The organism is Lentisphaera araneosa HTCC2155 (genome assembly GCF_000170755.1).
Lineage (GTDB): Bacteria > Verrucomicrobiota > Lentisphaeria > Lentisphaerales > Lentisphaeraceae > Lentisphaera > Lentisphaera araneosa.
The window spans coordinates 1-13,983 of the sequence record NZ_ABCK01000019.1 but is presented as its reverse complement, the minus strand read 5'-3'; the positions used below and the strand labels follow the sequence as shown (position 1 = coordinate 13,983).

The 13,983-nt window shown below is 39.8% G+C and carries 11 protein-coding genes; all 11 read left to right on the top strand.

Going from position 1 to position 13,983, the window contains the following annotated elements:
• The first annotated feature begins 209 nt into the window (after positions 1–209).
• A complete protein-coding gene (locus tag LNTAR_RS17170; protein ID WP_007280013.1) occupies positions 210–1,694 on the top strand; it encodes a type I restriction-modification system subunit M in 1,485 nt (494 codons plus the stop codon).
• A gap of 80 nt (positions 1,695–1,774) precedes the next feature.
• Positions 1,775–3,040, top strand: coding sequence for an AAA family ATPase (locus LNTAR_RS17165; RefSeq protein WP_007280012.1), 1,266 nt, complete (start codon positions 1,775–1,777; stop codon positions 3,038–3,040).
• A gap of 1 nt (position 3,041) precedes the next feature.
• Positions 3,042–3,728: an RloB family protein gene (locus tag LNTAR_RS17160; RefSeq protein ID WP_007280011.1), complete on the top strand. Its 687-nt coding sequence runs from the start codon at positions 3,042–3,044 to the stop codon at positions 3,726–3,728.
• Positions 3,725–4,933 (top strand): restriction endonuclease subunit S, encoded by a 1,209-nt coding sequence (locus LNTAR_RS17155; RefSeq protein ID WP_007280010.1) that lies wholly within the window; start codon positions 3,725–3,727, stop codon positions 4,931–4,933. The genes LNTAR_RS17160 and LNTAR_RS17155 overlap by 4 nt, the downstream gene beginning before the upstream one ends.
• Before the next feature lies 1 nt (position 4,934).
• On the top strand, positions 4,935–5,885 hold the full coding sequence (locus LNTAR_RS17150) for a HamA C-terminal domain-containing protein (RefSeq protein WP_007280009.1): 951 nt from the start codon (positions 4,935–4,937) through the stop codon (positions 5,883–5,885).
• Complete coding sequence (locus tag LNTAR_RS17145) at positions 5,882–8,416, top strand: DEAD/DEAH box helicase (protein WP_007280008.1); 2,535 nt, start codon at positions 5,882–5,884, stop codon at positions 8,414–8,416. Before LNTAR_RS17150 ends, LNTAR_RS17145 begins: the two co-directional genes overlap by 4 nt.
• A 125-nt stretch (positions 8,417–8,541) precedes the next feature.
• The gene (locus LNTAR_RS17140; protein ID WP_157473647.1) at positions 8,542–9,159 is read left to right on the top strand and encodes a hypothetical protein; all 618 of its coding nucleotides are present in this window, start codon (positions 8,542–8,544) and stop codon (positions 9,157–9,159) included.
• Between the two features lie 2 nt (positions 9,160–9,161).
• Positions 9,162–9,980, top strand: coding sequence for a PDDEXK family nuclease (locus LNTAR_RS17135; protein WP_007280006.1), 819 nt, complete (start codon positions 9,162–9,164; stop codon positions 9,978–9,980).
• Positions 9,970–10,191: a hypothetical protein gene (locus LNTAR_RS27760; RefSeq protein ID WP_007280005.1), complete on the top strand. Its 222-nt coding sequence runs from the start codon at positions 9,970–9,972 to the stop codon at positions 10,189–10,191. The genes LNTAR_RS17135 and LNTAR_RS27760 overlap by 11 nt, the downstream gene beginning before the upstream one ends.
• A 10-nt stretch (positions 10,192–10,201) precedes the next feature.
• On the top strand, positions 10,202–13,618 hold the full coding sequence (locus LNTAR_RS17130) for a DEAD/DEAH box helicase family protein (protein WP_007280004.1): 3,417 nt from the start codon (positions 10,202–10,204) through the stop codon (positions 13,616–13,618).
• A 49-nt stretch (positions 13,619–13,667) separates the two neighbouring features.
• The coding region (locus tag LNTAR_RS17125) for a winged helix-turn-helix domain-containing protein (RefSeq protein WP_007280003.1) at positions 13,668–13,983 on the top strand (316 nt) is incomplete at its 3' end.

Here is a 13,983-nt window from a genome sequence, read left to right as displayed (position 1 = left end):
GTTCACAGCGCATACACGTGAGTTCGTTTTAACTCTGCTGAACTGAAGAGCACTCCTATTGATTTCAGGTAACTGTCCAGTACCTTAGCGTAAAAATAAATCGGCGGGAGGTTCTGTCGTACGAGCATATGGTTTACCCCTGTGTTTATGATAAGAGTTTTGTTCGGCTCCCTCCCATCTAAAGAATTAATAATTTTACGGGAAGTGTTATGATTACGGGTGAGATAAAAAATAAGATTGATCGTATTTGGGATGTGTTTTGGGAAGGCGGACTCAGCAATCCACTCACGGTTGTGGAGCAGCTAACGTACTTACTCTTTATAAAAGGCTTGGATGAGCTGCAATCCACCAAGGAAGCCACGGCGTCCATGTTGGACTTACCCGTAGATGCACCGGTATATTCTGATGATCAGCGTGAGCTACGTTGGAGCGCTTTCAAAGAACTCGAAGCGCAACAAATGTTTTCTTTATTTACGCGAGTAGACGACTCTAATCCCGGTATTTTTCAGTTCATTAAAAATCTACATGGCGATAATGATTCGGCGTTCTCACGCTACATGACCGATGCACTCTTTCAGGTTCAATCTCCCAAGATGCTTCAGCGCGTGGTGGAAATGCTCGATGAAATCCCCATGCAGGATCGCGACACCAAAGGCGATATCTACGAATACTTGCTATCCAAGATTGCTACCTCAGGCACACTCGGGCAGTTCCGTACGCCCCGACACATTATTGATCTCATGGTTGATCTCATGCGTCCTACACCTCAGGATACAATAATTGATCCCGCTTCGGGCAGTTGTGGCTTCTTGGTTTCAGCTAATAATTACCTGCGTAATAATCACAAAGAAATTTTTACTGATGGCGCGCTTAATCATCACTTCAATAATGAGATGTTCTACGGACACGACATGGACTCCACTATGCTGCGTATTGGCGCGATGAACATGATGCTGCACGGAGTTGAGAACCCCAATATCGATCGCCGCGATTCACTCGGTGAAGAAAATAAAGATGAAAATAGTTACTCACTCATTCTCGCTAACCCTCCCTTTAAAGGAGCATTGGATTTTGAAGCCTGCTCCAAGTCGCTGCTCGCCATGTGCAAAACCAAAAAGACTGAACTACTCTTTCTCGCCCTCATGATCCGCTCGCTCAAGCTCGGTGGACGCTGTGCAGTGATCGTTCCCGATGGCGTTCTCTTTGGTTCGTCTAAAGCGCATAAACAAATTCGTGAACAGCTTGTCGAAAAACAAAACCTTGAAGGCGTTATTTCTATGCCCTCAGGTGTGTTCAAACCTTATGCTGGTGTGAGTACGGCTATCTTGCTCTTTACAAAAACTGATGAAGGTGGCACCGACAAAGTTTGGTTCTACGATATGAAGAATGATGGTTTTAGCCTCGATGATAAACGTGCTCCTATCGAAGGCTCCGATCTTCCTGATATTATTAAATCTTTCCACGAACGAAATAATGGCCAGGATGGCCAGTCCAGGACGGCACAGTCATTCTTTGTTCCCAAAGAAGAAATTATTGAAAACGGTTATGACCTCTCAATCAACCGCTACAAAGAAATTGTCTACGAAGAAGTTCAGTACGATGAACCCGAGATCATTCTCGATCGTATAGACTCATTGGAAAAAGATATCGTGGCCGGTGTTTCCGAGTTAAGGGAAATGGTAAAAAATAAGTAAATATGAGTTTTTTTCTCAAAAGACTTTGTTTTTAATATCTCGTTGCATACTTTAAAGTATAATTAAAGAGGTTTTTTAGTATGTTACTTAGTTTTACAGTTGGGAATTTTTGCTCCATTAAAGAGCCTGTGACCTTAGATATGCAGTCTATGGGTCAAGTAAGTGAACTCAAAGATAATGTAATTGTTTCGGGACAGAACAAGCTTCTTAGGTCAACAGTGATTTATGGCGCGAATGGCTCAGGCAAATCAAATGTTATTGAAGCCATGTCCTTTTGCAAAAATTATGTTCGTGATTCTATCCGGAATCAAGAAGGCGATAAAGTCAAAGATCTAGTCCCTTTTTTACTCGGTGATGAGAAAGGCGAAGACCCCTCATTTTTTGAGGTCGAATTTCTAATTGGAACTTCAAAATACCGTTATGGATTTGAATTAAACAGAGAAAGTATAGTTGGTGAATGGCTTTATGTCTTACCCGAGAAAAAACGCAAAGAGCGTGAATTATTCGTACGGGATAATGAAATTATTGAAGTTTCCAAATCTTTCAAAGAAGGCAAAGACCTAGAGGATAAAACCCGTGACAATGCGTTATTCTTATCTGTTTGTGCTCAGTTCAATGGTGCCGTCTCAAAAGAGGTTTTGACTTTTTTTAGAAACTTTAATGTTATCTCAGGTATCAACGATGATAATTACAGCGGCTATACATCGAGCTTTATTGAAAATGACTCTAATCGTAAGCTTGTTTTAGATTCTTTGAACCAAATTGGTTTGGGTATTGAAACTATTGTAGATGAAGAGTTAACTGAAGAGCGTTTGCCGCATGACCTTCCTGAAAAAATCAAACAGCATTTACTCGAAACAAAAGTTCTTTTCTTTGAACGCAGTCGCTACGATGATAAAGGTAAAAAATGCGGCAGCGTAAAAATCCCACTCAGCGGAGGCGAGTCAGCGGGTACACAAAAGTACTTTCATCTCATGGGACCATTACACGATACCTTGACCAATGGCAAGGTTTTAGTCATTGATGAATTGGATGCACGCTTACACCCCAAGCTAACCTTGAATATCATACGTATGTTTCATGATCCTCAGATCAATAACAAAGGGGCTCAGCTTATTTTCGCTACGCATGATACCAACTTACTCGCGTCACGACAGTTTCGCCGTGATCAGATATACTTCACGGAAAAGAATAATATTTCTGCCACTGAACTCTATAGTTTAGCCGAAGTCAAAGTTCGTAAGGATGCCAGTTTTGAGAAAGATTATTTGATCGGACGTTATGGTGCGATTCCCTTTATGGGTGGATTGGAGTTCATTAAGCAGTTTTCTGACGAGGAGATGTAGAATGGCTCAAAAGGGGAAGGTAGCAGGATCAAAAAAAGCTCTTCGGGAGAAAGCGAAAAAGCAAAAGCGTGGCTATCGACGGATGGAAATACGCAAGCGTTACCTAATAGCTTGTGAAGGTCAGGAGACTGAACCAAATTATTTTGCAGAAATAAAGAATCAGTTACCGCGTGATATTGTTGTTGTTCCGAAAGGAGATGGACGCAATACCCTCAGTCTGGTTAAATGGGCCGAACAGGAAGATAATAAGCTCAAAGCAAGTGATCAGGAAGCCGACGAAGTATGGATCGTAATGGATCGTGATAGTTTTGAGTCGCATCACTTTGATAATGCGATCAAATCAGCAGAGGCCAAAGGTTTTGAATTAGCCTGGTCAAATGAATGCTTTGAACTCTGGGTATTACTTCATTTTGAAGAGATCTCAGTATCTTTACCACGTGAAGCTATTTATCAAAAACTCAGCGCTATCTTCGGCTTTAATTACGTACGAGAAGGAAAAAATAAAAACCTCTTTCAATTGATTCGTGAATATGGTGGAGATGAAGAACTCGCTATCCAACGCGCCGAGCGTCTCTGGCTTCAAGCTAAAGAAGATCATGATGAGGGTACACCATACTCCAGTACGAATCCCGCTACCGGTATCCACAAGTTGGTTCAGAAACTTAATTCTCACCGGAGTGTAAAATGAACAGAGTTCTAATTGGAGATATTAGTTCACAAATAAGGGGCGTCTCGTATAAAAAAAATGATGTAGTAGACGAGCCTACTGAAAGGTATACACCCGTTATGAGGGCTAATAACATTAATGAAGGTTTTCTTAACTATGATAAGCTTGTTTATGTAAAATCTGAAGTAATCAAAGAACATCAGTTGTTACAAAAAGGCGATGTACTTATATGTGCCTCCAGCGGTAGTTTAAACCTCGTTGGCAAGGCTGGGAGCTTTTTAGATTCTACCTCCAGCTCATTTGGGGCATTTTGTAAAGTATTACGTCCGGATACTAAAAAAGTATTTCCACGATTTTTTCATTTTTATTTTCAGTCACAGGGTTATAAACGATCTATTAAAGCTTTAGCTGAAGGCGCCAATATAAATAACATCAAAAATGAACATCTTGATGATTTAAAAATCCCCCTTCCTTCTTTGGAAGAGCAAAAACGCATTGCGGCCATCCTCGACAAAGCGGATGAACTACGCCAGAAGCGCCGCGAGGCCATCTCCCAATGCAACGAATTCCTCAAATCCACATTTCTCAGCATGTTTGGCGACCCCGTCACCAATCCCAAAGGTTGGGACAAAATTATATTCGATGAACTATTAGATAACATTGATGGTGGCTGGAGCCCTAAATGTGAAACCTGGCCTGCCACATTGGATGAATGGGGTGTTATGAAGTTAGGCGCATTAACCACCTGTGAATACAAAGAAGAAGAGAATAAAGCTATGTTGCCGGGCCTGGAGACTAAATCAAATATTGAAATTCAGCCTAGAGACTTATTGTTCAGCCGTAAAAATACCCACGAGTTAGTGGCTGCTTGTGCTTATGTGTGGGATACCAGACCACAGTTAATGATGTCAGACTTAATGTTTAGATTTAAGTTCAAAGCTAGTGCGGAAGTCAATTCTATCTATATGTGGAAGTTATTGGTGAATGAAAGGCAAAGAAAAGAAGTACAAGCTTTAGCAAGTGGTGCGGCTGGCTCTATGCCCAATATTTCTAAAAAGAATTTAAAAACAATAAAGTTACCTATTCCTCCGATCGAACTCCAAAACCAATTTGCTGAGATTGCCAAAAAGACAGAATCCTCCAAATCCCAAATGCAGCAGAGCCTCAAAGAACTCGACGACAACTTCGACGCCCTCATGCAAAAAGCCTTTAAGGGAGAGCTGTAAGATGGACTTCAGTGATGATATTTCAAAAGCGATCAGTCGACTCGTACGTAAATCCCCTGGTGATATTTCTGCATACATAGATCACGTATGTCAATCACGAGAAGTCGATGGGACAAAAACAGAATCACATTTTCATTTTATCCAACTTGACGGTAACAAGCGTCCTAGAGTATCTGATTTAGTTGATTATATCGTAAATTTGATAGTTGACTATTCGATTCCTAGAAGTGAAATAGAAAAAGCTAAAAAAGAGCTGATGACGACAGGCAGTACTGCGAGCCTTATGAAACTACAGACCAAAGCTAAAGGCCTTTTTGCAGATGTCGTGAAAACTGGAGAAGGAGGTGAACTACTGCTGTATACACTTGTCCAAAAAGTTTTGAATCTTCCACAACTCATTTGTAAAATGCCATTAAAAACAAATTCTCAGCTTCATTATAATGGAGCTGATGGTGTACATGTGGATTATGATAAGGAAGCAGATTGCCTTGCCTTATATTGGGGGGAATCAAAGTTGTATGCAGACTTAGGCAAAGGACTATCGAGTTGCTTTGAAAGCCTTGCACCTTTTTTAATAAGTGAAAACAGTCAGAAGTCTCCACAAGAAAGAGATATTCAATTAATAAGTGACCACCTAGACTTAGCTGATGACAAATTACAGGATGCAATACTTGATTATTTTGATAAAGATCACAGGAACTTTAACAAATTAAATTATCGAGGTGTCTGTTTAATTGGATTCGATGTTGATCATTATCCTAATAAACCAAACCAGAAATCAATTCCAGAATTGCAGCTAGAGCTTAATGAGAGGGTTGATAGTTGGGTATCATCAATAAAAACACAAGTCACCAAACATACAGATTTATCGAGTTTTCATATACATGCTTTTCTGGTTCCTTTTCCCTCAGTAGCAGACTTTAGAGACAAGTTTCGAGAGGCCCTTAGATGAAACTCAGTTTTCAAGAAAAAATTCTGCAACGAAGCTCATTTTTGGATCAGTATAAATCCTTATTAATTTCTTCGGCTATAGAGGAATTTCCACTATCTAACACTGATGGCTATTGTGAAAACGCAGTTGATGTTGATTGGCATAATATGCTTTTTTTTGCAAGTGCACTCAGTAAAAGTGAACACCATGAGCATTGTGAAAAGGCTTTACGAATATGCCAAGTATGTCTAGGGTCTTCCCAAGTACAACCTGAGCATAAATATGCCGCAGCTATAATTTTGTGTGAACTAAGTAATTCCATGACTTTGGAGCTGGCCTATCAACGTGATTTACTTTCGAGAGATTTTGAATCGAATTTAAGCGCGGTACATAAAATGAATTTATGTAAATCAAAAATAAAGTTTTCGATTTGCGATTCAGCTCAAAAGATACTGAGTGTTAATCGTTTTCAAAAAGATGTCTATGAAAACTATATGGCTAATCAATGCCTCAGTATTTCGGCACCAACTTCTGCGGGAAAATCTTATATTCTTAAAAAGGTGATTATTGATTTAATAACTCAAGAGACGAATAATTATACCATTGTCTATGTGGTTCCAACTCGAGCGCTGATAAGCCAAGTAGAACAAGAAATGAAAGAGTTGTTGCAAGAGAACCTGATTATAGATGGATATGTAAGCTCTATACCTAATGCCCCTGAGGGCGGGAACAGGTTCTCCAAATATGTGTATGTTTTTACTCAAGAAAGACTTCACTGGTTTCGATCTTCCAATACTAATGTATTAATTGATTGCTTAATTGTTGATGAAGCCCATAAAATAGATGATGGCTCTCGTGGCTTATTACTACAGGAAAAGATAGAGGAATTAATTACTGACCATCCCGACATTAGAATATTATTTAGTAGCCCATTTACCTCTAATCCAGAGGTGTTGTATAAAGGCCTATTACCAACCGATCAATGTAAACCTATCAAAACAGACTTTGTGGCTGTTAACCAAAATTTATTTTATTTACGATCAGTTTACAGAAAGCCTCGAAAGTGGATCCTATCATTAGTTAATAAAAACGACCAAGTCGATTTAGGTGAAGTACTTTATGATTCAAGACCTGACACAGAGATAAAAAAAATTGGCTTTGCAGTAAATTACTTTGGGAAAAATGGAGGTAATTTAGTGTACGTCAATACTGCAGATGTAGCAGAAAAAGAGGCTATTTTACTATCTGAATTGTATACTGAAAACATAATTGATCAGGAAGTAAATGATTTAATAGATCTATGCTCAAATGTTATTCATAAAAAGTATACTTTAATGAAAGCTCTTAACAAAGGAATCGCGTTTCATTATGGAAGTATGCCGATGTTGATTCGCTCTGAAATTGAACGACTATTTGAGCTGGGTAAAATTCATACTTTAATTTGCACGTCTACTCTTCTAGAGGGTGTTAATCTTCCTGCAAAAAATATTTTCATTCGGAAACCCTCAAGAGGTGTAGGTAAACCCTTGTCAGCATCTGATTTCTGGAATTTAGCGGGGCGAGCAGGACGATTAGGGAAAGAGTTTCAAGGGAACATTTTTTGTATAGATCCAGATACGTGGGTTGAAAAAGTACCTTTAGAACGTGAAAAAAATATTATTGCACGTGCCGTTGATAAATTAGAAGAAAAATCAGTTAAAGATGAAATACATTTTTACATTGAACAGTCATTAACAAGTAAATACCCTTTTGATTTCAAGGCTGAAGCAGCTTTTAGTTATTTTTATCTCAAGCGTTTAAATGGACGTTTAGATGCAATTAATATTGCTTTTTTCAAGGATGTATTCCAGCGTGTTGATGAGCTGATCACATTACCACGAAAACACTTAGTAAATCACCCTGGTATATCTCCTATAGGTCAGCAACGGCTATTACAATATTTTATTAATTATGATAAAAACATTACGGATTTAATCCCTGCATACCCAGAAGAAGAAGATGCGCTTGAAAATTATATTAAAATTGTAACTAGGATAAGTAAATTTTTATCTGGAGATAATGAAGCAATTGCATTCTACCATGCACTGTTAATTGTAAATTGGTTACGTGGGATGCCGCTATCATACATCATCAAAAAAAACCAAACTTACTGGACTAAAAAAGATCCAAAAAAATCATTAGCGACAGTCATTAGAAAGTCTATGCGAGACATTGAAACAGTTGTTCGATTTAAATTTGTTAAGTTTATATCTTGCTATGTTGATGTCTTGCAAATAGCGTTTCAGCAGAAAGGAATAAATGAGCCCATCGATGAACTCAATAACTTCAAAATATGGCTAGAATTAGGAGTATCTCAAACGACGCAAATAAACCTGATTAATTTAGGCTTATCCAGGCATACAGCAATTGAGCTCTCCAAATTACTCCCGAAAGATGACATGAGCCTAACAGATGTTAAAAAATGGATGTTAGATCAGGATTTGGAAACGCTGAATTTTTCATCAATTTATATTCGTGAAATCGAATTAGTACGTAAAGATTTTCATATCTAAAAATTACTTGTAGGAGGTTATAAATGATCAAGCTAGAGGACTTAAATACGACCCTTCCAGACTCCACGAAAATCGATTTTTTCGATGTCTTTTGGAAGGTGTGGTCGGTTAACGGTTTTGGGACAATGACTAAAAAAGATACGGAGTTGTTAATTTTTTCTTGTTTGCAAGAGGCCTTTCCTGATAGTGATGTAATGACAAATTATGAATGGGCTCAGACTTTGCGTTTAACACCTGCCAAAATTAAGACAATGCGCCTTGACGCACATCTGAAATTTGGACACCTTTTTAAAGATGAACAAGATTTCTCAAGTCATTTCCTGAATATTCAAAACGTAGATTTAAAAGGTATTAAAACTGGTAGCGAAATTATAGATGTAACAGTTAGTTTTGTTGTAGAAGATCCCGTTATTCAAATGGAATTAGAACAAAAACTTAAAGACATTGGTACCTACCTTGATTTTCATCGTAACCGTGAAGTTGTAAAAATTCGTCTCATTGATTTTTTTCGAATAATGGCCGAGGAAGATGAACGCCTATTGATCAATAAGTGGCTCGAAACTAAATCAGTTGAGGAAGTTAAAGCTAAAGAAATAGCAACGAGAGTTAAAGCCAAAGAGTACTCTCAGAAATCTGAGCTTGACAAACTAATGGATTTTGCGGATGATCTTTCAGCATTTTGTCAGACGACAAAATTGACTGAACATTTGAAGAAAATATTTAAAAGTCAAGGAGAGCGCTAATTATGCTTTATCGTTTATCAAAATCTCCCGAAGGTAAATTTGACTCAATAGAGCCTGTAGCTTTTAAAGACTTTTCGCACCTTGGACATCTTGAAAAGGATCTTGAAAATATTATCGCAGCGAACCTTCTAGATGTACTTTTTGAAGATAATCAATTAATGCCAATTTTTCAGGAGCGAAAACGCCAGGAAGAAGCTGATATTTACGCACTGAATTCTAATGGTGATTTAATTATTTTTGAATTAAAACGTGGTACAACTGGAAGTAGTGCAGTTCATCAGGCTCTACGATATTGTGAACAAGCCGCACCATGGAATTATACTAAGTTACAAAATAAATACGATACGTATAGAAAAAATAATGGTTTAATACGAGTTGATTTAAGCGATGAACATCAACAAAACTTTGACCTGGATACCGCCTTGGAAAGTCATGAATTCAACCGAAAACAACTACTTATGGTTGTTGGTAGTGCAGGCAACCGTGATTTAATTCAAACAATTGATTACTGGAAAAAACAAGGTTTATCCTTGGATTTTGTCCCGTATCGTGTTTACGAAATAGGCGACGAGCAGTATTTCGAATTCTTCTCTATTCCTTATGACCGTCACTCAAATCCTGCGGAGGAAAAGGGAGTGATTTTCGATACTTGTCAGAGTTACATTAAGGATGCGACATCGTATATGCTTGAAAATAAGAGAGTAGCTTCGTTTGGAGACCAGAAAAAATTAGTTAACTATCTCAATAAAAATGATATGGTTTTTTTGTATCATAAAGGAAAGGGTATTGTTGCTGCAGGCAAAGTTAAAAGTGAAATTTGATAAAGCAAAAGATGCAAATTATCGGGAATTAGAATTTTTAACTACTATTAATGATATTGAGAAGCCTAAGTCAATGTCAGCGTCTAAAGTCAAACAAGTTCTCGATAAAGGTTTTTATTGGGCTAGAACTTTAAAAGTACCTTACTTATCAAAAGATGAATCTTTGGTGCTAGTTAATAGTTTGAATAAGCAATTTAAAAGTAAAGGTTAAGTTTTTCAGAATGAGTAACTTCACTTTCATAAAAGATATTTTCCCAGAAGTCTACGAACTAGGGGTCAAAGCCGAAGAGCATTTGAAGCAGGATAAACGCGCTTGTGCTTTTTATTGTCGATTGACACTGGAAGTGGCGGTGAAGTGGCTCTTTATCAATGACCCTAATTTAATACAGCCCTACAAGCCTAAGGGCTTGGGGGAGTTTGTCTATGCACCCGGATTTCAGCAGCTGGTTCCACGTGATGTTAATGACGGGGTACATTTTGCAATCAAAGTGGGGAACCATGCGGCTCACAGCAAGGGTGCGCTCCGTGAGTATGAGTTGGTAACGGCACTGGAGGCGGTGTTCAGCTTTGTGAAGTGGCTGGCGCATTATTATACCGATGCGGAAAAGAATATAGCTTTTGATCTCAAAAATATTCCCGATCCCACGGCTGAAGTCAAGGGCTTGAAGCAGGAAGAAGCCAAGCAGTTGGCGCTGAAGTTTAAGGATCATTTCCAGAAAGAGCTGGATCAGGCGCGTGAACGCGACGAAGAAAATCTGAAGCAGGCGAGCCTGCGCTCTGAGCAGGAAATCAAAAATCTCAAGGCTGAGTTGGCGGCACTCAAGACGATCAACGAGCAGGAGACATTTGAAAGTGACTTTGACCCCAACGAAGAAGAGACGCGTACGCTCTATATCGACTTGTTGCTCAAAGAAGTTGGCTGGAACTTAGAGGGCGCTAACGATAAGGAATATAAAGTTACCGGCATGCCCAAGGCGGGTAAAAATAAGAGTGGTATAGGATATGTGGATTACGTGCTTTGGGGGGATAATGGTAAGCCCTTAGCAGTTGTCGAAGCCAAGCGTACTATGCGTGATGCCAAGGAAGGAAAGCAGCAGGCTAAACTGTATGCTGACTGCCTTGAAAAGATGCACGGTCAACGACCGATTCTTTTTTACACTAACGGTTTCGAAACCTTCATCTGGGATGATACGCAGTACCCCGATCGATCCGTTTATGGTTTTTATACAAAGAAGGAGTTGGAGACGCTAATTGAACGGCGTTATCAACGCGCCTCGATTTATAGCTTGAGTGTAGATAAAAACATTGCTGGGCGTCCGTATCAGGAACGAGCAATTAAAAAAGTTTTAGAGACCTTTGAAGAAAAGCGGCGTAGAGCTTTGTTGGTGATGGCGACGGGTAGTGGTAAAACGAGAACTGCGGTAGCCTTGGTCAAATGCCTGACTGAGGGCAATTGGTGCAAACGTATTTTATTTTTAGCCGACCGAAAAACGCTGGTGGGCCAAGCTATGCGCAAGAGTTTCCGTCCCTACTTGCCGAACCTCTCCATGGTGAATCTTCTCAAAGAAGAAGAGAATAACAAAAGTCGTATGGTGTTCAGTACTTACCAAACGATGATCAATAAAATTGATGTTCTCAACGAGGATGGGACGCGGCAGTATGGCGTGGGTCATTTTGATTTGATTATCATCGATGAATCACATCGATCAATCTATAGTAAATACGGCGCTATTTTTGATTACTTTGATGCGAACCTAGTTGGCTTGACGGCAACACCCCTGGACCAGCGCGATCGTAATACTTTCGAAACATTTGATCTTCCCGATGGTCAGCCTACAGATGTCTACAGCTTAAAAGATGCCGTCGATGACAAATTCTTAGTTATGTACAAACTGAAGAAACCGGATCTTAAGTTTCCAAGTCGTGGTATTAAGTACAGTGAGTTGCCACCAGAAGAACAAGCGCATTATGAAGAAACTTTTACCGATGAACTCACGGATGTAATACCTGAAGAAGTGAAAGGTGAAGCGGTCAATAAATGGTTGTTCAATGAGGACACGGTACGCAAGGTTTTAGACAAGCTCATGACTGAAGGCATTAAGGTTGAAGGCGGAGATAAACTGGGGAAAACCATTGTCTTTTGTCGTTCGCGTCAACATGCGGAGTACGTGGTCGAAGTTTTTGATAGGATGTATCCCGCTTACTCTGGTCACTTTTGTCAGGTTGTTCACAACAAGTGTTACGATCCTCAACAGACTATTTTAGATTTTGAAAAGCCACAGCTGATGCCGCAAATTGCGGTGTCGGTGGATATGATGGATACGGGTATAGATGTACCCGAGGTAGTGAATCTGGTGTTCTTCAAATCGGTGAAATCGAAATCTAAGTTCTGGCAAATGATTGGGCGGGGAACACGTACCTGTGAAAACTTGTTTGGCCCAGGTAAGGACAAAAAGGATTTTCGAATATTTGATTATTGCGGCAACTTCGACTTCTTCAAAGTCAATGCCGAGGGTTTTGAAACGGGCGCGCCGGAGAGCCTGATGCAAAAAATGTTTAGGTGCCGAAGCCGATTAGCTTACTATCTGCAGACGGCAGAGTTTCAATCGGTGCCTGAGACGCAAGCCTTGTGGGAAGAGTCGATTTCTTGGATTCATGAGCAACTTTCAGGCATTGATTGTACGGGTGCCTTGGTTCGTAAACATCGTCGCAGTATTGAACTTTTGTCGACAAAAGAAGAATTGCGTTGCCTGAACGAAAGTAAGTTGAGTACACTCATTAAAGACTTAAGTTCTTTACCCATGCCGGGTCAGCGTGAAGAAGAAATGAAAAAACGCTTTGATGTTCGCATGTTGAACCTGATGATTGCTATAGTTGAGGCGAGTAAGCAAAAACAGCCTTTGATTAAGGGAGTGATGAAAACCGCCGAAGATTTACGTCAAAAAGCGGGTATTCCCAGTGTTAAGGCTAAGCTTGAGTTGTTGAATCGTGTAGTTCAAAAAGAGTTTTGGAAAGATGTGAGCTTGGATACGGTGGATTACGTACGCAAGGAATTGCGCGAATTAATCAAGCTACTCGATAAAGACGATGAGAGTCAGAAAATTTATCACACAGATCTTAAAGATACGATTACTAATCCTGATGAGACTTGGGAAGAAGGTGAAAATTACGGCGATGAGTATGAAAACTATAAAGAGAACCTAAGGCGCTATTTCCTAGCTCACCCGGATTTAGCGGCGGTCTGGAAACTACAAAATAATAAACCCTTGGGTAACGAAGATCTAAAGGAACTAGAGGGGGTCGTTTACAGCTCAGTAGTATCTGATCGTGAACGCTTTGAAGAGAACTGTGAAGGTAAGAGCCTGCAAGCTTTTGTAAGGTCTTTAATCGGTATGGATGAAAAAGCCGTTTCGGAGGCCTTTAGTGACTTCCTAGATACCCACGCCTTCAACGCTAAACAGATTGACTGTATCAAGATCATAATGGATCATTACATCAAAAATGGTTTTATGTCCAAGGCGTTCCTGCAGGAGCAGCCGTTCAAGGGCTTCTCGGGAGGTTTTATCGGCCTCTACGGCCAAGATAACGCGCTGAAGCTGGTGAGTGTTATTAATGAGCTCAATGAGGGCGTGATGTGATAACCCTTCACGGGGATAATAAGTTTCGGATAAATGTCATGGAGGACAAATGAATAAATTTAAACAGGCAGCAATTGCAGTGCTTCAGGAGAGTGGTGAAGCGCTACATTACAGAGAGATTACCAAAAGAGCGCTCCAGTCGGGCCTTTTAGAGACTGATGGACGGACTCCAGAGGCTTCAATGAACGCACAGATTTCTACTGAGATTAAGCTTGAAGGCAATAACTCAACTTTTGTGAAGATCGCAACGGCAACTTTTAGCTTGAATCCTAATCCCCCGAGTGACGATAAACCGTCGATCAATGCAGGATTCAAAGAGAACAGTGAGAAAGTCGGCAGTGGTTTCATTGGTAAAGCAGGCGAAC